This window comes from Streptomyces sp. NPDC048172 (genome assembly GCF_043202595.1).
In the GTDB taxonomy this organism is placed as follows: Bacteria; Actinomycetota; Actinomycetes; order Streptomycetales; family Streptomycetaceae; genus Streptomyces.
Window position 1 is genome coordinate 175,690 of sequence record NZ_JBIDAT010000011.1, and the last position, 18,025, is coordinate 193,714.

Sequence of the window (18,025 nt, forward strand, 5' to 3'; positions counted from 1 at the left end):
GACGTACAAGAGAACGACCCCTGCTCCGGCAGGGGTCGTTCTCTTGCTCGCGCAACCAACGTGGGGCATCAACCGTCTACAAGGGTGAAAGGCGGCCAAGGGGGGCAGCCGACGGCTGTGAGGCGCCCATCATGGGCTTGATGCCGCTCCGACCAGCGTCTTAGCGCGGTCTGTCACCGTCTTCCCGTCCGGGTGGTCGCACAGGGTACTGCATGATCCGAAAAATGATGAGCGAGTTGGGAATTCTGTCCGGATTCCAGCCGTTGACATCTATGCAAGAAGGGCACTCGGGGAGTGTCCGGCTAGCCACCAGGCCAGTTTTGTAGACCACTCGCAAGGGAGCACGCATGGCAACCCGTGCCGTCGCCCGTCGTCAGGAGACCACGACCGGTGTCTCTGACACGGCAAGCAGTGTTCGCGCCGCAGGCAGCGAAGTCGCGGACCGCGACCTGGTCGGCATGTATCTCGATGAGATCGCCCGCACCCCGCTGCTCGACGCGGCGAAGGAAGTCGAGCTCTCGCTCGCGATAGAGGCAGGCGTCTACGCCCGACGGATACTCGACGGGCTGGAAGAGCCCGTGGCGGCGGACTCGCCCAGCGCCACCGCCACCCGCGAGGAGCTGGAGGGCGTCGTCGCCGAGGGCGAGCGCGCCAAGGACATCTTCATCAGGTCCAACCTGCGTCTCGTGGTGGCCGTCGCCAGGCGTTATCCCCGGAGCGGACTGCCCCTGCTCGACCTGATCCAGGAGGGCAACGCGGGCTTGGTCCGCGCGGTGGAGAAGTTCGACTACACCAAGGGCTTCAAGTTCTCCACGTACGCGACGTGGTGGATCCGTCAGGCCATCACCCGCTCCATCGCCGACCAGTCGCGCACGATCCGGCTCCCCGTCCACCTGGTGGAGGAGCTGGGCCGCATCCGCCGCGTGCAGCGCGAGTTCAACAGGGAGAACGGGCGCGAGCCCGAGCCCGAGGAGATCGCCGCCGAGCTCAGCTCCACGCCGGAGCGCGTCACCGACGTCCTGGACTGGGCCCGCGACCCGGTCAGCCTGAACATGTCGGTGGACGACGAGGGCGAGACCCAGTTCGGCGACCTGCTGGAGGACACCTCGGCGGCCTCGCCGGAGCAGTCGGTGCTCACCGTGCTGCGCCGCGAGGAGCTGGACGACCTCATCGGCAGGCTCGACCCCCGCACGGCCTCCATCATCAAGGCGCGGTACGGGATGGTGGACGGCCGCGAGCGCACCCTCACCGAGGTCGGCAAGCAGCACGGCCTCACCCGCGAGCGGATCCGCCAGATCGAGAAGCACGCCCTGCTGGAGCTGAAGAAGATGGCTCACGACACGGGCTTCGACGAGGCGGCGTAACCGCCCTTCCCCGGGCGGGATCCCACCCGCCCCCACAGACGAGCCCCGGTGCCCTCCCCCGAGCACCGGGGCTCTTTCCGTGCCGGGCGCCGCGCCCGCCGAGCCTCGTGCCGCCGCGCCCGCGGTGCCTTGTGCCTGCCGGGCGCCGCGCCTGCGGTGTCTTGTGCCTGCCGGGCGCCGCGCCTGCGGTGTCTTGTGCCTGCCGGGCGCCGCGCCTGCGGTGCCTTGTGCCTGCCGTACGCCCGCGCCCGCGGTGCCTTGTGCCGCCGTACGCCCGCGCCTGCCGTGCCTCGTGCCTGCTGTACGCCCGCGCCCGCGGTGCCTTGTGCCTGCCGTACGGCCGCCGCTCAGGCGTCCGCCGGAACGCGGGAGTCCCGGGCATCCTTCCGCTCGGGGCTCCGGCCCTCATCCGCCCCGCCCTGCCGCTCCGGGGACCCCGGCTTGCTCCGCGCGCTCTTCAGCAGCACCGTCACAGCGGCCGTGACCACGGTCCCGGCCGCGACGGCGACCAGGTACAGCAGCGGCGAACCGATCAGCGGCACCACGAAGACACCGCCGTGCGGAGCCCGCAGCGTGCTGCCGAAGGCCATCGTCAGCGAACCCGTGACGGCGCCGCCCGCCATCGAGGCGGGTATGACGCGTAGCGGGTCGGCGGCGGCGAAGGGGATCGCGCCCTCCGTGATGAAGGAGGCGCCCAGCACCCAGGCCGCCTTCCCGTTCTCCCGCTCCGTCCTGTCGAAGAGCCTGCCGCGCACGGTCGTGGCCAGCGCCATGCCGAGCGGCGGGACCATGCCCGCGCCCATCGCGGCGGCCATCACCATCAGGCTCCCGTTGCCGGGGTCGGCGCTGGCGATGCCGCCGGTGGCGAAGGCGTACGCCACCTTGTTGACCGGGCCGCCGAGGTCGAAGCACATCATCAGGCCGATGAGCAGGCCCAGCAGCACCGCGTTGGTCCCGGACAGGCCGCCGAGCCAGTCGGTCATGGCCTTCTGAGCGGTGGCGATCGGCTTGCCGATCACGACGAACATCAGCGCGCCGACCACCGCCGACGAGATCAACGGAATGACCACCACCGGCATGATCCCGCGCAGCACCGCCGGTATCCGCACCCGCTGGATCGCCATCACGACGGCGCCCGCGAGGAGACCGGCGGCGAGGCCGCCGAGGAAGCCCGCCTCGATCTTCACGGCGATGGCACCGCCCACGAACCCGGGCACCAGACCGGGCCGGTCGGCCATGCCGTACGCGATGTACCCGGCGAGGACGGGGACGAGGAAACTGAACGCCAGCCCGCCGATCTGGTTCAGCAGCGCGGCCCAGCTCTCCAGCTCGCCCCACACGAAGTGGTCGGCGACGGGCTTCGCGTCCGCGATCTCGTAACCGCCGAGCGCGAAGGAGAGCGCGATGAGCAGCCCGCCCGCGGCGACGAACGGCACCATGTAACTCACGCCGGTCATCAGCCACGTCCGCAGCCGCGTCCCGAACCCGTCACCCGCGTCGCCCGCGTTGCTCATGGGAGAGGGCCGACGTCCCCCGGGCCTCTCCGCTGCTTCCGCGGGGCCCGCGACCTCCCCGCGCTCGGCCTTGCCGCGTGCCTCGGCGATCAGCTCCGCCGGCCGGTTGATCGCGGCCTTCACCCCGACATCGACGGTGGGCTTGCCCGCGAACCGCTCCTTCTCCCTGACCTCCACGTCATGAGCGAGGACCACGGCGTCGGCCGCCGCGATGACGGCGGGGTCGAGCCGCGTGAACCCGGCGGACCCCTGCGTCTCCACGGCGATCTCGACCGGTGGCTCCTCCTCGCCCGCGGCCCGCTCCAGGGACTCGGCGGCCATGTAGGTGTGCGCGATCCCGGTGGGACAGGAGGTGACGGCGACAACCCGAAAGACCGGACCGCCCCCACCATCCGACCCGGAACCGGGCCCGGACTCGGACCCGGACTCGGACCGGGACTCAGACCCGGACCCGGATTCGGAAGCGGACTCGGGGGTGGGCTCAGGCCCGTCCCCGGCCTGGACATCGCCCCGCAGCAGGGCAGCCACCCGCTCCGCGTCCCCCGCGCCCGTCCCCGCCGCGCGCAGCTCCCCCGTGAACGTCTCGTCCATCAGATGCCTGGCCAGCGAGGACAGGATGCTCAGATGGTCGCTGTCGGCGCCGTCCGGCGCGGCGATCAGGAAGACGAGGTCGGCGGGACCGTCGGGAGCGCCGAAGTCGATCGGCTCGGCCGCGCGCCCGAACGCCAGGGTCGGCTCGGTGACATGGGAGCTACGGCAGTGCGGAATGCCGATCCCGCCCTCCAGCCCGGTCGGCATCTGGGCCTCGCGCGCGGCGACGTCGGAGAGGAACCCCTCCAGGTCGGTGACGCGGCCCAGCCCGGCCATCCGCTCGGCGAGCGACCGCGCGGCCTCGTCCTTCGTGGCGGCTCTCAGGCCGAGATCGACCAGGTCCGCGGTGATCAACTGGCTCATCACACGACTCCGTTGGCGTTGGGGGACGGGACGGGGGACAGGGCGAGACCGAGCGGAAGGTCGAGGGGAACGTCCGTGGTGACGGTGACCGACTCGGGCCGCAGGTCGTCGGGAGCGGGCATCTGACTGCCGGGGAGCTGCACGGCAGCAGCGCCGTGCGCGACGGCCGAGGCCAGCGCCTCGGACCCTGTGCCACCCGAGGCGAGAACGGTGAGGAAGCCCGCCAGCGAGGCGTCGCCCGCCCCCACATCGCTGCGTACGACCTCGACGGGAGCGCTGGCGAACCGCGCCCCGTCGGCGTTCACCAGCAACTGGCCCGTCGCACCGAGGCTGGCCAGCACCGCGCCCGCACCCGCCGCGCGCACCTCCTCGGCGGCCTTGACCGCGTCCCCCACCGTGGCCAGCGGGCGTCCGACGACCTCGGCCAGCTCCTCCGCGTTCGGCTTCACCACGTCGGGCCGTTCGGCCAGCGCGGCGGCCAGCGCGGGCCCCGAACTGTCGAGCGCCACCCGCACCCCGGCCTCCCGGGCCCGCGCCACCAGCGCCGCGTACCACTCGTCGGCCAGGCCGCGCGGCAGGCTCCCGCAGCAGGCCAGCCAGGTCGCCCCCCGCTCTCCGGACCGCGCCCTCGCGGCCTCGACGGCGACGGTCTCCAGCAGCGCCCGCGACTCGTGCTCGCTGACCTCCGGACCCGCCGCGTTGACCTTGGTGAGCGTGCCGTCGGACTCCGCGAGGGCGACGTTGACCCGCGTCGAGCCCCGCACCGGCACCCCGGCCACGGCGATCCCGAGCTCCCCCAGCAACCGCGAGAGCAGCGCCCCCTCCGGCCCGCCGAGCGGCAGCACCGCCACGGTCCGGTGCCCGGCGGCGGCCACCGCCCGCGACACGTTGACGCCCTTGCCACCGGGATCGACCCGGTCCCCGACGGCCCGGAGCACGGCGCCCCGGCCGAGCCCCGGTATCTCGTACGAACGGTCGAGGCTCGGGTTGGGAGTAAGCGTGAGGACTGTCATAGGGCGTGCTGTTCCAGACGTGCGGGGGAGGGAGGGGGAGAGGAGAAGCGGAAAGGCCGGGCGGCCGAGACGAGCGGGGACTCGGGGACGGGGGAGGGCGAAGGACGAAGGGCCGGGGGCCCGGCGGTCAGACCCGCCTGACCTCGGTCCCCTTGGCTTCGACGGCCCGCGCGCTCTCCGCGTCGAGCCCGGTGTCGGTGATGAGCAGATCGACGTGCGACAGATCGCCGAACCGCGCGAAGTGCTCCTGGCCGAACTTCGTCGAGTCCGCCAGCAGCACGACCCTGCGGGCCGCGGCGACGAGCGCGCGCTTGACGGCTGCCTCCGCCAGATCGGGCGTGGTCAGCCCGCCCTCCAACGAGAAGCCGTTGGTGGCCAGGAAGACGACATCCGCGTTGACCTCCCCGTACGCCCGCAGCGCCCATGCGTCCACGGCGGCCCTCGTCCGGTGCCGGACCCGGCCCCCGACGATGTGCAGCTCGATCCCCGGATGGTCGGCGAGCCGCGCGGCCGTCGGCAACGCGTGCGTGACGACCGTCAGCGTGGCGTCCATCGGCAGGTCCGCCGCGAGCCGCGAGGTGGTCGAGCCCGCGTCGAGCAGGACGCTGCCCTCCGTCGGCAGCTCCTCGACCGCGGCGGCGGCGATGCGGTCCTTCTCCTCGCTGGCCGCGGCCTCCCTCGCGCTCAGGTCGGGCTCGAAGTCGAGCTTCCCGGCCGGAATGGCCCCGCCGTGGACCCGGCGCACGAGCCCCGCCCTGTCGAGGGCCTTGAGGTCACGCCGCACGGTCTCGGCCGTGACGTCGAACTCTCCCGCCAGGGAGAGCACCTCCACCCGGCCCTTCTCGCGTGCGAGCTGGAGGATCGCCTGCTGACGCTCCGGTGCGTACATGTGGTTTCAGGTCCGTTCTATGCCCGATCCTGTGGTTCTTCCGGCAGGCTACGGCGAGAAAACGGCAATGTAAACAAGTTCGGGCACAGAGATGGGCTCAAACAGACATCGCCTCAGTCCTGGGAAGCCGGGCTGTCGTACAGGTCGCGGTACGCCGGGAAGACTCCGCCGGGCCCGTCCACGCCCTCCGCGGCCCGTACGGCCTTCACCACCGACCGGGTCAGCACATCGGCCCCCGCCGCCAGCAGATCGTTGAACTCCCCGCTCTCCAGGGGCCGTTCCGCCGTCGACAACGCGAAGATCGTGTCCCCGTCGTGCATCAGATGGATCGGCCGGATCGCGCGCGCCAGCCCGTCGTGTCCGCTCCCCGCCAGCCGCTGCGCCTGGGGGCGGGTCAGCTCGGCGTCGGTCGCGAGCACCGCGAGCGTCGTGTTCAGCGTGGGACGCAGCGTGCCCGCTCTGCGCTTGACCGTTTCTTCCCGGGCCTCGGAGAGCAGCATCCGCGCCTCGGTGTGCTCGTCCTCCGAGGGGAAGTGCGGGCGCCCGCCCGTCAGCTCTCCGTAGAGCACCCCGGTGTCCGGGTCTGTGGCCGAGCCCGCCGCGTTCACCGCCACCAGCGCCGCTACGACCGCGCCCGAGGCCAGCCGTGTGCTCGCCGTGCCGATACCGCCCTTGAGCCCGCCGACGACCGCACCCGTACCCGCGCCGATACAGCCCTCCGCGACAGGGGCACCCGGCTCCGTGCCCGCGGCGTCCTCCACGGCCTCCCTGCCCAGCGCCGCGTCCGGCCGGGCCTGCCAGCGTCCGCCCCGGCCCAGGTCGAAGATCACCGCGGCCGGGACCACCGGCACCACCTGGGAGGGGTCCACGCCCACCGGGACGCCCCTGCCCTGCTCCTCCAGCCACGCCATCACGCCCGAGGCCGAGTCCAGCCCGAAGGCGCTGCCGCCGGTGAGGACGACCGCGTGGATCCGCTCCACGACGTTCTTCGGGTCGAGGGCGTCCGTCTCGCGCGTCCCCGGGGCTCCGCCCCGGGAGTCCACCGCGGCCACGGCTCCACTGTCCGGGGCCAGCACGACCGTCGTCCCCGTGAGCCAGCCGTCGTCGGTCCGCTGCGCGTGCCCCACACGCAGGCCGCGTACATCCGTGAGGGCGTCGTGAACGCCGCAACCGTCGTGAGTATCCATGGGGCATGGATACCAGGGGGTCACCACCGCGGTCGTACCCTTGACACATGAGCGCCAACTCGCAGCCCAGCGGCCCCACGGGAGGGGCGCCTCGCGACCCCGTGGCGGGTCTCGTCTTCGACGATCCGCTGAGCCGGCGGTCCGAGGACGACTCGGACCAGGGCTGGGGCGAGAGCGGCTCCGGCAGCCGTGCCGGGGAGGGCGGGGCGGCGGATCTCGCCCGCTTCCTCGACGAGAAGCCGCCACACCACATCTGAGCCCACTGAGTCCTCTGAGCCCTCTGGGCCCACGGCATCCGACCCCACGGCCGAACGCCCCGTGCCCGTCTCCCCCGCGCTACTGGTCGACCCCGCGCTACTTCTCGGTGCTCACTCCACCACTGCGCGGCGGCGTCACCGAGGCGTCCGCACCGGCTGAGGGGCCGGCCCCCACCGGGTCGACGGAACCGTCCGAGTCCGTGCGCTGGGCGACGAGCGCGTCGCGGATCTCGCCGAGCAGCTCGACCTCGGTCTTCGGGACCTCCACGGGCCCGGCCTTCGCGGCCTGCCGCTCCTTGTACTTGTTCATGGGCAGGATCATCAGGAAGTAGACGACCGCTGCCGTGATCACGAACGTCAGCGTGGCGCTGAGCACCGGGCCCCAGTTGAGCGCGACGCCCTCGGTGACCTCGCCCGTCGTCGGGTCGATCTTGCAGCTGCCCTTGAGGCAGGAGGAGTAGTGGTCCAGGTCCTGCGTGCCGATCGCGCCGACCAGCGGGTTGATGAATCCCTTGACGATCGCGTCGACGATCTTGCTGAACGCGGTTCCGACGACCACGGCAACGGCCAGTTCGACCACGTTGCCCCGCATCAGGAACTCTCTGAACCCCGCCAGAACGCCCTTCTTCTCGCTCTCGGCACTTGTCTCGTTGCTCACCGAATTGCCTCTTCCAGGACCACTTGACTCTGCTGACGCTCCGGACAGGCCGGAGGAGGCGATGGATGAGGGGATCGCGAAGGCTCAGCACAGCGTCACCGCCAGCCTGGATGCCGCGGCAGCGCCCGCGAGGGCCGACGCCGTGCGCCGTGGCACAGTGACCACGATCAGCGCTCCCTCGGCTCCGTCGCCCGAGACAGTGTCGCTGGACTTCGGCACATCGGCCACTCGGACACTTCTGGCCACAACCCGAGCAGGTCCACTCTCCGAGCCGCTCGCCAGCACATCGATACGGTCGCCGGGGCGCAGCAAGCGGACTGTCTCCGCGTCCGCGACGCGCACGGGCGCGGTGACCTTTGTCACGCGCGGGCTCCGCGCCCGCTCCGGCGGTCCCGGATCGTCGCCCCGCGGCGCCCCGCGCGTCGGGGGAGAGGCGGCCATCGCCGCCGCGGCGACGGCCAGGCCCAGAGCGACCAGCCGCCGTCGTCTGCGCATCAGCCGCCGCAGCCGGATCCCGCCGCCTCCGGCGCGCACCGGGGCGAAGTCCGGAACGGGCGCGGACGCGGGGAAACGTGGAGAAGTCCGGGCCATGACGCTCACCACCAGCTCTCAGCACACACATGTCTGCCGCTCACCGCGGCCTGCCATGGCAAATGTGCGCGCTCCCGCCGCCGTCCGCTGATCACGCCGGAAAACGGTGGACAACCCGGTGGTTGTGGATAACTCCGTCACCCGTGAGGGCGACATGAATCGAAAAAGGAGAAGCGGCGGCCGCTGCACCAGCGGTCGCCGCCACATCCCGCTGCATCGGCGTGGGCGCTCACGGCAGCGTGAAGCCCGGCTCCTGCCCGCCCAGCGCCGCGCCGCAGCCGCAGTGCCGCGCGTCGTTCGACGGCAGCTTGCCCACCGCGTCGAAGAGGACCTCGCGCAGCCGTCCCACGTTCTCGCCGAAGACCTTCAGCACCTCCTCGTGGGAGACGCCGTCGCCGGTCTCGGCGCCCGCGTCCAGGTCCGTCACGAGGGCGAGCGATGAGTAGCACAGCTCCAGCTCGCGGGCGAGGATCGCCTCGGGGTGGCCCGTCATGCCGACCACGGCCCAGCCCTGCGCCGCGTGCCAGCGGGACTCGGCGCGGGTGGAGAAGCGGGGGCCCTCGACGACGCACATCGTGCCGCCGTCCACGGGCTCCCAGCCGTACTCCCGCGCCGCCTTGATCGAGGCCTGCCGTCCCGTCTCGCAGTACGGGTCGGCGAAGGTCACGTGGATGATGTTCGGCACGGACCCGTCGGAACGGGGCTCGCCGTCGAAGTACGTCTGCTGCCGCGACTTCGTACGGTCCACGAGCTGGTCCGGCACCAGCAGTGTGCCGGGGCCGTACTTCGGCTGGAGTCCGCCGACGGCGCAGGGCGCGATGACCTGCCGGACCCCGACGGAGCGGAGCGCCCACAGGTTGGCGCGGTAGTTGATGCGGTGCGGCGGCAGATGGTGGCGGCGCCCGTGACGGGGCAGGAACGCGATCCGCCGGCCCGCGATCTCGCCGAGGAAGAGCGAGTCGCTCGGTTGCCCGTACGGCGTGTCGACGGTGACCTCTGTCACGTCGTCCAGGAAGGAGTAGAAGCCGGAACCGCCGATGACGCCGATCTCTGCCTGTGCGACCTGTTCGCTCATGCGGTCACCCTACGGCGCAAGCGCCGCAGGGGTACATGGCGGCCGAGGTCAGGCGGCTGAAGTGCTCGCCTTCGAGGCGGAGTTGCTCTTCTCGCTCTTGCCGGACGAACCGGAGGACGACGAGTCGGAGGACTTCTTGTCCGAGGAGGAGGACGAGCTGGACGACGAGGAGTCCGAGGACGAGGAGTCCGAGGACGTCGAAGAGGACGACGAGCTGTCGCTGCTCCCGTTCTTCGCCGCAGGGGTGCTGCTCGACGAGGAGCTACGACTGTCGTTCCGGTAGAAACCGGAGCCCTTGAAGACGATGCCGACGGCCGAGAAGACCTTCTTCAGGCGGCCCTCGCAGTTGGGGCACACGGTCAGGGAATCGTCCGTGAACTTCTGCACCACCTCGAGGCCCTCGCCGCACTCGGTGCACTGGTACTGATACGTCGGCACGTTCTTCCTCCTGGCACTCTCACTCGATGAGTGCTAACGACGCTCCATAGTGCAGTATTCCCGCGCCTCAGTCCACCGGGACGGCCGTGCGGTGACCGACCCCACGCGCCGCGACCCGGCCTCCGGCCGGGCGCGAGAGCGTCTTCCTGAAGGTCAGCAGGACGGCCAGGGCCAAGCCCGTGCCGATCGCCGGCGCCAGGAATCCCGACTCCGCACCCGCCTGGTCGGCGAGCTGTCCGGCCACCGTCGAGCCCGCCGCCTGTCCCAGGGCGATGGCTCCCGTCAGCCAGGTGAAGGCCTCCGTACGGGCGCCCGCGGGGACCAGCGTCTCGACCAGGGTGAAGCAGGTGATCATGCACGGGGCGATGCACAGCCCGGTCAGCGTGCCGATCGCGCCCAGCAGCACCGCCCACGGCCCGAGCTGCGCGGCCACCGCGAGCGAGACGGCGGCCAGGACGAGCACCGGGTAGCCGGTCAGCAGGCGGCGCTGCGGGCCGCGCTTCCACTGGACGGCGCCCACGATCACCGCGGCGATCATGTTGCCCCCGGCGAACGCGCCGTACATCACGCCGTTGAGGCCCGGGTGCCCGATCGACTCGGTGAACGCGGTCAGCGAGATCTGCAGACCGCCGAAGACCATGCCGATGCCGAGCATCGCCGCGATCAGCACCCGTACGCCCGGCACGCCCAGCGCCGAGACCCGCGTACCCGCGGACTCGCCCGCACCCGACGGCTTCCCGTGCGGAACGGGCTGCGTGCCGCGCTGGGCGGCGAAGACGAGCCCGCCGACCAGGAAGACCGACGCCTCGGCGATCAGCCCGGCGGCCGGGTGCACGCCGGTGCACAGCGCGGTAGCCAGCACGGGGCCGACGACGAACGTGAACTCGTCCGTGACCGACTCGAAGGCCGCAGCGGTCGTCATCAGCGGCGACTGCTCCAGCTGTGCTGCCCAGCGTGCCCGCACCATGGCGCTGATCTGCGGCGCCGTGGCACCGGCCGGTACCGCGGCGGCGAAGAGCGCCCACAGGGGCGCGTCCAGCAGGGCGACCGCGATCAGCACGCCCACGGTCGCCGCGTGCAGGAAGACGCCGGGCACCAGGACGGCCGCCTGGCCGAAACGGTCGGCCAGTTTGCCGCTCTGCGGGGAGATGAGCGCCATGGAGACGCCGGCCGTCGCCGAGACCGCGCCCGCCAGTCCGAACGAACCGGTGGTGTGCTCGACGAGCAGCACGATGCTGATCGTGAGCATCGCGTAGGGCTGCCGCGCCAGGAAACCGGGCAGCAGGAAGGACCAGGCGCCTTCCGTGCGCAGCAGTTGTCCGTAACCGGCACGCTGGGGTGCCGAGGTGGCCGGGGATGTCACGGCCGCGGGCCTTTCTGCCGCCTGGTGACGCGTCGGCGTACGGGAGGGGTACGCGCGCGCCGAGAGCTGTCCTCTCGCGCAGAACCGGGGTAGATACCCGGTCCGGAAGAGGAGATGAGGGCCGGACCGTGGCCGCCGTGCGGTCGCGCCAGCTCTGCTTCAGGCAGAGTTGGGGGTGATGCGATGTATTCCGCATCAAGGGTACCGGCCGTCCAGCCCTCTCGTCCCCTCCTTCCCTTTTCTCCCTCCCTTGTCGCTCCGTTCCTCGGTGCGCCCCGTCCGTGTGTTCCTCCGTGCGTTCCTCCGTGCGTTCCTCTGCGTGTTCCTCAGTGCCGCATCGCCGTGCTGCCCCCGGTGCCCAGCCAGCCGGCGAGCTTGCCGCCCCGGCCGACGGCGAGCAGGCGCCGCTCGGCGGCGTCCCGTACCTCGTCGGTCGCCACGACCAGCAGCTCGTCCCCGCGGCGCAGCACGGTGGACGGCAGCGGGACGAAGCTGGAGCCGCCCCGTACGACGAGGGTGACCGCCGCGCCCGTGGGCAGCCGCAGCTCGGTCACCTCGACCCCGTGCATCTTCGAGGACCGCGGAATGGAGACGGACAGCAGATGTCCGCGCAGCCGCTCCAGGGGCGCCGATTCGATGTCGAGGTCCTCCGCCTCGTCCGGGTCGGCCAGCCGCAGCGTGCGTGCCAGCCAGGGAAGCGTCGGTCCCTGGACGACGGTGAAGATGACGACCAGGACGAAGACGATGTTGAAGATCCGCTGGCTGCCGTCCACGTCGGCCACCATCGGGATGGTGGCCAGCACGATGGGCACCGCTCCGCGCAGCCCCGCCCACGACAGGAGCGTCTTCTCCTGCCAGCGCAGCTTGAACGGCTGGAGGCACAGCAGCACGGACAGGGGGCGTGCCATCAGGGTGAGCGCCAGGCCGATCACGATGGCGGGCCAGACGTCGTTCCACAGCTCGTGCGGGGTGACCAGAAGGCCGAGGAGTACGAACAATCCGATCTGGGCGATCCACGCCATCCCGTCCGCGAAGCCGCGCACCGCCGGACGGTGCGGCAGTTTCCCGTTGCCCAGGATCAGCGCGGCCACATAGACGGCGAGGAAGCCGGAGCCGTGCGCCAGTGCGCCTCCGGCGTACGCCAGGACGCACAGGGCCAGGACGGCGATGGGGTACAGCCCGGAGGCGGGCAGCGCGACGTGCCGCAGGCCCAGCTCGCCGAGCTTGCCGACGACCAGTCCGGCCAGCAGGCCGATGGCCAGCTCCAGCGCGATCTCGCCCACCAGCAGGTACCAGGGGCCGTGGCCGCCGTGTCCCATCTCGGAGAACGTGACGACCAGGATGACGACCGGGGCGTCGTTGAACCCCGACTCGGCCTCCAGGACGCCGGACAGGCGCTTGGGCAGGGGCACCTTGCGCAGGACGGAGAAGACGGCTGCGGCGTCCGTCGAGGAGACGACGGCCCCCATCAGCAGCGCGGCCTGCCAGTCGAGCCCTACGAGGAAATGTGCCGCCAGTGCGGTGACCGCGACGCTCACGCCGACGCCGAGGGTCGACAGAACGGCCGCCGCGGGGACGGCGGGACGGATGTCGCGCCACTTCGTGCCCAGTCCGCCCTCGGCGAGGATCACCACGAGCGCGGCGTATCCGAGGACTTGGGTCAGCTCCGCGTCGCTGAAGCTGAATCCGATGCCGTCCTGCCCTATGGCGATGCCTATGCCCAGGTAGACGAGAAGGCTGGGCAGACCGGTGCGCGAGGACAGCCGGACGGCGGCGACGGCGATGAGCAGGACGAGCGCGCTGAATAGCAGTAGTTGGTTCAGGCTGTCGACGGTCAGGGGACGGTCCCTTCTCCCGGTGGCTTCTCTCCTTGGGTCGGCCTTCGGTCCTGCGCTCTTCTGACGACCTCCTGATGGGTTCCTAACGCTTTCTTAACGCCCTGGAGCCGACTCTGCCCAACCTCTGGCCGGGTGCCGTCGGTTCGCTAATTCGTTTGGATAGCTAATAATTTACCATCGCTTGAATTTGGCGCCCCAGGAGTCCCACGGATCTCTGGGGAAACCTCCCGGAATCCGCGGGGAGGGGGTGGAGTCGGAGACTCGCTGTCCGGGCGCACCGGGGCTCCGCCTATGGTTGCTCCAGTACGGATCGGCCCCGTCGGTCCTGTCCGGCCACGGAAGCTCAAGGTTCACCCTGCCCCTCGAAGGACAGCGATGCCCGCCAAGAAGACCTCGCGACGCGCCCGTCTGATCGTGATCGCAGTCGTGCTGCTGCTCCTGGCAGGAATCGGCGGCGGATCGTACTGGGGCATCAGCACCGTCCGCGAGTCGTTTCCGCAGACGACGGGCTCCCTCAAGGTCAAGGGGCTGGGAGCGCCCGTAACGGTCAAAAGGGATGGAAGCGGAATTCCGCAGATCTATGCGGACAAGTCCGAAGATCTCTTCCTCGCCCAGGGATACGTCCAGGCACAGGACCGCTTCTGGGAGATGGACGTCCGCCGCCACATGACCTCCGGGCGGCTGTCCGAGATGTTCGGCGACGGGCAGGTCGAGACCGACGCGTTCCTGCGGACGCTCGGCTGGCGCGAGGTGGCCAAGAAGGAGTACGCCAAGCTCTCCCCGCGCACCAAGGAGAACCTCAAGTCCTATTCGGCCGGGGTCAACGCGTATCTGAAGGAGCACAAGGGCTCCTCCGCCTCTGTGGAGTACGCGGCGCTCGACCTGGACGGCAAGGACTACTCCCCGCAGCCCTGGACGCCTGTCGACTCGGTCGCCTGGCTGAAGGCGATGGCCTGGGACCTGCGCGGCAACATGTCCGACGAGATCGACAGGGCGCTCATGTCGAGCCGCCTGAAGAAGGACGAGATCGAGGACCTGTACCCCGGCTACCCGTACTCCCGGAACAAGCCGATCGTCGAGGGCGGTTCGGTCAACCCGGTCACCAAGGAGTTCAAGCAGGGCAGCTCGCCCGGCGGCAGCGCCAACGCGCCCGCCACGGGCGGCGGCGCCGGAGCGGGCACCGGCACGGGCACGGGCACCGGGACCGGCGCCGGAACGGGCACGGGCGCCGGTACGGGCCAGGAAGCGGGCTCAGAGGCCGGAGCGGGCACCGGGGGCGGTTCGGGCTCCGGCAGCCCCGGCGAGGCCGCTCAGGGCGCCAGCACGCAGCTCGGCAAGGTCGCCAAGAAGCTGGAGAAGGTCCCCGGCCTCCTCGGCCCCAACGGCAGCGGCATCGGCTCCAACTCGTGGGTGGTCTCCGGCAAGTACACGACCACCGGCAAGCCGCTGCTGGCGAACGACCCGCACCTCGCCCCGCAGTTGCCCTCCGTCTGGTACCAGATGGGCCTCCACTGCCGCAGCGTCGACAAGTCCTGCCCCTACGACGTCTCCGGCTTCACCTTCTCCGGCATGCCGGGCGTCGTCATCGGCCACAACCAGGACATCTCCTGGGGCATGACCAACCTGGGCGCCGACGTCACCGACCTGTACCTGCAGAAGGTCAGGGACGGGAAGTACCTCTACGACGGCAAGGAGGTCGCGTACCGGACCCGCGAGGAGACCATCAAGGTCGCGGGCGGCAAGAGCCGCAAGATCACGGTGCGCGAGACCAACAACGGCCCGATCATCTCCGACCGCGACAAGGAGCTGCGCAAGGTCGGCGACGAGTCCCCCGTGGGCAACGCCGCCCCCGACCGCGGCGACGGCTACGCGGTCTCGCTCCGCTGGACCGCGCTCGAACCCACGCGCAGCATGGACGCGGTCTTCGCGCTCAACAAGGCGAGCGACTTCAAGGAGTTCCGCAAGGCGGCGCGCGACTTCTCCGTCCCCTCGCAGAACCTCATCTACGCCGACACCAAGGGCAACATCGGCTACCAGGCGCCCGGCCGCATCCCCGTCAGGGGTGAGGGCGACGGCCGCTACCCGGCGCCCGGCTGGGACCCGCGCTACCGCTGGAAGGGATACATCCCGCAGCGCGCGCTCCCCTGGGAGTACAACCCCTCGCGCGGCTACATCGTCACCGCCAACCAGGCGGTCGTCGACAAGGACAAGTACCCGTACATGCTCACCGACGACTGGGGCTACGGCGCGCGCAGCCAGCGCATCAACGACCTCATCCAGTCGAAGATCGAGGACGGCGGGAAGGTCTCCATGGGCGACATGGAGACCATGCAGATGGACAACAGCAGCGAGATCGCCAAGCTGCTGGTGCCCTACCTGCTGAAGATCGACATCGACGATCCGTACGTACGGGAGGCGCAGGAGCTGCTGGAGGGCTGGGACTACACCCAGGACTCCGACTCCGCCCCCGCCGCCTACTTCAACGCCGTCTGGCGCAACCTGCTGAAGCTCGCCTTCGGCAACAAGCTCCCCAAGGAGCTGCGGGTCGAGGGCGACTGCCTGACCGTCCGCCCGGTGGACGAGTCCGGCCCCGTCGACGACCTGGACGGCAACGACCGTACGGTGCGCGAGTGCGGCAAGCGCTCGCCCGACTCCGCTCAGCCGGACGGCGGGGACCGCTGGTTCGAGGTCGTCCGCCGTCTGCTCAAGGAGCCCAAGAGCGAGTGGTGGAAGACCCAGGGCACCTCGCTCCGCAAGGGCGACAAGAACCGCGACCAGGTGCTGAAGCACGCCATGCGGGACGCACGCTGGGAGCTGACGTCCAAGCTGGGCAAGGACATCGACACCTGGAGCTGGGGCAGGCTGCACCGCCTCATGCTGAAGAACCAGACCATCGGCACCGAGGGCCCCGGCTTCATCCAGTGGGTGCTCAACCGCGGCCCCTGGGACCTCGGCGGCGGTGAGGCGGCCGTCAACGCGACCGGATGGAACGCGGCGGGCGGCTACGACGTGACCTGGGTGCCGTCGATGCGGATGGTCGTGAACCTGGACGACTTCGACAAGTCCCGGTGGATCAACCTGACCGGCGCCTCAGGGCACGCCTGGCACAAGAACTACACCGACCAGACGGACAAGTGGGCCAAGGGTGAGCTGCTGCCCTGGGCGTTCAACGAGAAGGCCGTCTCCAAGTCGACCGACGACCAGATGGCGCTCACGCCCTAGCGACGGCCCGGCACCGGGCGGTCCAGCACCGGGCGGCCCGGCGCCGGACGGACGACCGGAGCGGCGGTTCGGGGCTCAGGCCCCGAACCGCCGCACTCCGTTCGGCGTGACCGCGGCGTCCACCGGCCAGTCGTGCTCCTCGTCCGGAACCCGCGGCACGATTTCGCCGTCATACAAGAGGACGACTCGTGCGGGACTCGCGCCGGACGCCGCTGTCCGGGCCAGCGCGCGGTCGTACGAACCGCCGCCGCGCCCCAGCCGCAGCCCCCGCCCGTCCACGGCGAGCCCCGGAAGGAGAACAGCGTCCACCCGCGTCACCGCGTCCCGGCCCTCCCTGGCCCCGGACGGCTCCCACAGCCCGCGACCCGCCCGTACGAGCCCGTCGTGGCCCTCGTACGCGCACCAGTCGAGGTCGTTGTCGGGCAGCAGGACCGGGAGGAGTACGCGCGTGCCGCGGTCGCTCAGGGCGCGCAGCAGGGGACCGGTGCCGGGCTCGGCACCGATGGAGACGTAGGCGGCGACCGAGGCGGCCTCCGCCAGCTCGGGCAGGTCCAGGGCGTGTTCGCCGAGAGCGTCGGCGGCCTTGGCCACGTCCTCCGTGGTCAGGCGGGCGCGCGCGGCGAGGACATCCCGCCGAAGCGCGCGTTTCGCGGCAAGTTCACTCATCGTTGCCCATAAACCCTTTCAATGTCCCCATACCGCAACAAAGTCAGCGGACGCTTATCTTCCCTATCAAGAGAACGGTTATCGTTCAGGACATGACTAACACCCCTACTCGGATCAGCAAGGCTGTCATCCCCGCAGCGGGCCTGGGCACCCGCTTCCTGCCCGCCACCAAGTCGACCCCCAAGGAGATGCTCCCGGTCGTCGACAAGCCCGCGATCCAGTATGTGGTCGAGGAGGCCGTGACAGCCGGTCTCCCGGACGTCCTGATGGTCACGGGCCGCAACAAGCGCCCCCTGGAGGACCACTTCGACCGGAACTACGAGCTGGAGCAGGTCCTCCGCGACAAGGGGGACGAGGCGAAGCTCGCCAAGGTCGAGGAGTCCAGTGCCCTCGCCACCATGCACTACGTCCGCCAGGGCGACCCCAAGGGCCTCGGTCACGCCGTCCTGTGCGCCGAGCCGCACGTCGGCGACCAGCCCTTCGCCGTGCTGCTCGGTGACGACCTGATCGACCCCCGCGACCCGCTGCTCGCCCGCATGATCGAGGTCCAGCAGGAGCACGGCGGCAGCGTCATCGCGCTCATGGAGGTCGACCCCGCCAGCATCCACCTCTATGGTGCCGCCGCCGCGCAGGCCACCGGTGAGAACGACGTGGTCCGCGTCTCCGACCTGGTCGAGAAGCCCGCCGCCGCCGACGCGCCCAGCAACCTGGCGATCATCGGCCGGTACGTCCTCGACCCGGGCGTCTTCGAGGTGCTGCGCAAGACCCAGCCGGGTCGCGGCGGCGAGATCCAGCTCACCGACGCCCTCCAGGCCCTCGCGGCCGACCCGTCCCTCGGCGGCCCCGTGCACGGCGTCGTCTTCGGCGGCCGCCGCTATGACACCGGCGACCGCGCCGACTATCTGCGTGCCATCGTCAGGCTCGCGTGCGAACGTGATGACCTGGGCCCGGACTTCCGGACCTGGCTGCGCAGTTACGTCAGCGAGGAGATGTAAG

The 18,025-nt window shown here is 70.9% G+C and carries 15 protein-coding genes; 4 read left to right on the plus strand and 11 right to left on the minus strand.

The window, feature by feature from the left end; all coding sequences use genetic code 11:
- Window positions 1-347: 347 nt before the first annotated feature.
- A complete protein-coding gene (locus ACGF3A_RS38120; protein WP_393735111.1) occupies window positions 348-1,364 on the plus strand; it encodes an RNA polymerase sigma factor RpoD/SigA in 1,017 nt (338 codons plus the stop codon).
- Window positions 1,365-1,711: 347 nt separating this feature from the next.
- Here ACGF3A_RS38120 and ACGF3A_RS38125 read toward each other — a convergent pair whose 3' ends face one another.
- The 4 genes from ACGF3A_RS38125 to ACGF3A_RS38140 form a co-directional block, all read right to left on the minus strand.
- Entirely contained in the window at window positions 1,712-3,832 is a 2,121-nt protein-coding gene (locus ACGF3A_RS38125; RefSeq protein WP_393735112.1) for a fructose-specific PTS transporter subunit EIIC, read from the minus strand.
- On the minus strand, window positions 3,832-4,845 hold the full coding sequence (pfkB, locus tag ACGF3A_RS38130) for a 1-phosphofructokinase (protein ID WP_393735113.1): 1,014 nt from the start codon (window positions 4,843-4,845) through the stop codon (window positions 3,832-3,834). Before pfkB ends, ACGF3A_RS38125 begins: the two co-directional genes overlap by 1 nt.
- Window positions 4,846-4,972: 127 nt before the next feature.
- Window positions 4,973-5,734 carry a DeoR/GlpR family DNA-binding transcription regulator gene (locus tag ACGF3A_RS38135; protein WP_393735114.1) on the minus strand — a complete coding sequence of 254 codons (762 nt, stop codon included), beginning with the start codon at window positions 5,732-5,734 and terminating at the stop codon, window positions 4,973-4,975.
- A gap of 113 nt (window positions 5,735-5,847) precedes the next feature.
- The gene (locus ACGF3A_RS38140; RefSeq protein WP_393735115.1) at window positions 5,848-6,921 is read right to left on the minus strand and encodes a P1 family peptidase; all 1,074 of its coding nucleotides are present in this window, start codon (window positions 6,919-6,921) and stop codon (window positions 5,848-5,850) included.
- 47 nt (window positions 6,922-6,968) lie between these two features.
- Between ACGF3A_RS38140 and ACGF3A_RS38145 the strand changes: the two genes are divergently transcribed.
- Entirely contained in the window at window positions 6,969-7,178 is a 210-nt protein-coding gene (locus ACGF3A_RS38145) for a hypothetical protein (protein WP_393735116.1), read from the plus strand.
- Window positions 7,179-7,275: 97 nt separating this feature from the next.
- Here ACGF3A_RS38145 and mscL read toward each other — a convergent pair whose 3' ends face one another.
- The 6 genes from mscL to ACGF3A_RS38175 all read right to left on the minus strand — a co-directional run bounded on the left by mscL (window position 7,276) and on the right by ACGF3A_RS38175 (window position 13,141).
- The gene (mscL, locus tag ACGF3A_RS38150; protein WP_393735117.1) at window positions 7,276-7,836 is read right to left on the minus strand and encodes a large conductance mechanosensitive channel protein MscL; all 561 of its coding nucleotides are present in this window, start codon (window positions 7,834-7,836) and stop codon (window positions 7,276-7,278) included.
- 84 nt (window positions 7,837-7,920) lie between these two features.
- Complete coding sequence (locus tag ACGF3A_RS38155) at window positions 7,921-8,427, minus strand: hypothetical protein (protein ID WP_393735118.1); 507 nt, start codon at window positions 8,425-8,427, stop codon at window positions 7,921-7,923.
- Between the two features lie 229 nt (window positions 8,428-8,656).
- Complete coding sequence (locus ACGF3A_RS38160; protein ID WP_393735119.1) at window positions 8,657-9,502, minus strand: S-methyl-5'-thioadenosine phosphorylase; 846 nt, start codon at window positions 9,500-9,502, stop codon at window positions 8,657-8,659.
- Between the two features lie 48 nt (window positions 9,503-9,550).
- Window positions 9,551-9,940, minus strand: coding sequence for an FmdB family zinc ribbon protein (locus ACGF3A_RS38165; RefSeq protein ID WP_393735120.1), 390 nt, complete (start codon window positions 9,938-9,940; stop codon window positions 9,551-9,553).
- Between the two features lie 67 nt (window positions 9,941-10,007).
- On the minus strand, window positions 10,008-11,303 hold the full coding sequence (locus ACGF3A_RS38170; RefSeq protein WP_393735121.1) for an MFS transporter: 1,296 nt from the start codon (window positions 11,301-11,303) through the stop codon (window positions 10,008-10,010).
- 326 nt (window positions 11,304-11,629) lie between these two features.
- Entirely contained in the window at window positions 11,630-13,141 is a 1,512-nt protein-coding gene (locus tag ACGF3A_RS38175; RefSeq protein ID WP_393735203.1) for a potassium/proton antiporter, read from the minus strand.
- Between the two features lie 375 nt (window positions 13,142-13,516).
- Here ACGF3A_RS38175 and ACGF3A_RS38180 point away from each other — a divergent pair, with 375 nt between their 5' ends.
- Entirely contained in the window at window positions 13,517-16,363 is a 2,847-nt protein-coding gene (locus tag ACGF3A_RS38180) for a penicillin acylase family protein (protein WP_393735122.1), read from the plus strand.
- Window positions 16,364-16,438: 75 nt separating this feature from the next.
- On the opposite strand, the gene ACGF3A_RS38185 is transcribed toward ACGF3A_RS38180, so the two are convergent.
- Entirely contained in the window at window positions 16,439-17,029 is a 591-nt protein-coding gene (locus ACGF3A_RS38185; RefSeq protein ID WP_393735123.1) for a 5-formyltetrahydrofolate cyclo-ligase, read from the minus strand.
- Between the two features lie 92 nt (window positions 17,030-17,121).
- On the opposite strand from ACGF3A_RS38185, the gene galU reads away from it, so the two are divergent.
- Window positions 17,122-18,024 carry a UTP--glucose-1-phosphate uridylyltransferase GalU gene (gene galU, locus ACGF3A_RS38190; RefSeq protein ID WP_393735124.1) on the plus strand — a complete coding sequence of 301 codons (903 nt, stop codon included), beginning with the start codon at window positions 17,122-17,124 and terminating at the stop codon, window positions 18,022-18,024.
- Window position 18,025 lies beyond the last annotated feature (1 nt).

Excerpts from the sequence above, each read along its gene's own strand:
- ACGF3A_RS38120 (WP_393735111.1), top strand. The coding sequence starts at position 348 with ATGGCAACCCGTGCCGTCGCCCGTCGTCAGGAGACCACGACCGGTGTC.
- ACGF3A_RS38125 (WP_393735112.1), bottom strand. The coding sequence starts at position 3,832 with ATGAGCCAGTTGATCACCGCGGACCTGGTCGATCTCGGCCTGAGAGCC.
- pfkB (WP_393735113.1), bottom strand. The coding sequence starts at position 4,845 with ATGACAGTCCTCACGCTTACTCCCAACCCGAGCCTCGACCGTTCGTAC.
- ACGF3A_RS38135 (WP_393735114.1), bottom strand. The coding sequence starts at position 5,734 with ATGTACGCACCGGAGCGTCAGCAGGCGATCCTCCAGCTCGCACGCGAG.
- ACGF3A_RS38140 (WP_393735115.1), bottom strand. The coding sequence starts at position 6,921 with ATGGATACTCACGACGGTTGCGGCGTTCACGACGCCCTCACGGATGTA.
- ACGF3A_RS38145 (WP_393735116.1), top strand. The coding sequence starts at position 6,969 with ATGAGCGCCAACTCGCAGCCCAGCGGCCCCACGGGAGGGGCGCCTCGC.
- ACGF3A_RS38155 (WP_393735118.1), bottom strand. The coding sequence starts at position 8,427 with ATGGCCCGGACTTCTCCACGTTTCCCCGCGTCCGCGCCCGTTCCGGAC.
- ACGF3A_RS38160 (WP_393735119.1), bottom strand. The coding sequence starts at position 9,502 with ATGAGCGAACAGGTCGCACAGGCAGAGATCGGCGTCATCGGCGGTTCC.
- ACGF3A_RS38180 (WP_393735122.1), top strand. The coding sequence starts at position 13,517 with ATGCCCGCCAAGAAGACCTCGCGACGCGCCCGTCTGATCGTGATCGCA.
- ACGF3A_RS38185 (WP_393735123.1), bottom strand. The coding sequence starts at position 17,029 with ATGAGTGAACTTGCCGCGAAACGCGCGCTTCGGCGGGATGTCCTCGCC.
- galU (WP_393735124.1), top strand. The coding sequence starts at position 17,122 with ATGACTAACACCCCTACTCGGATCAGCAAGGCTGTCATCCCCGCAGCG.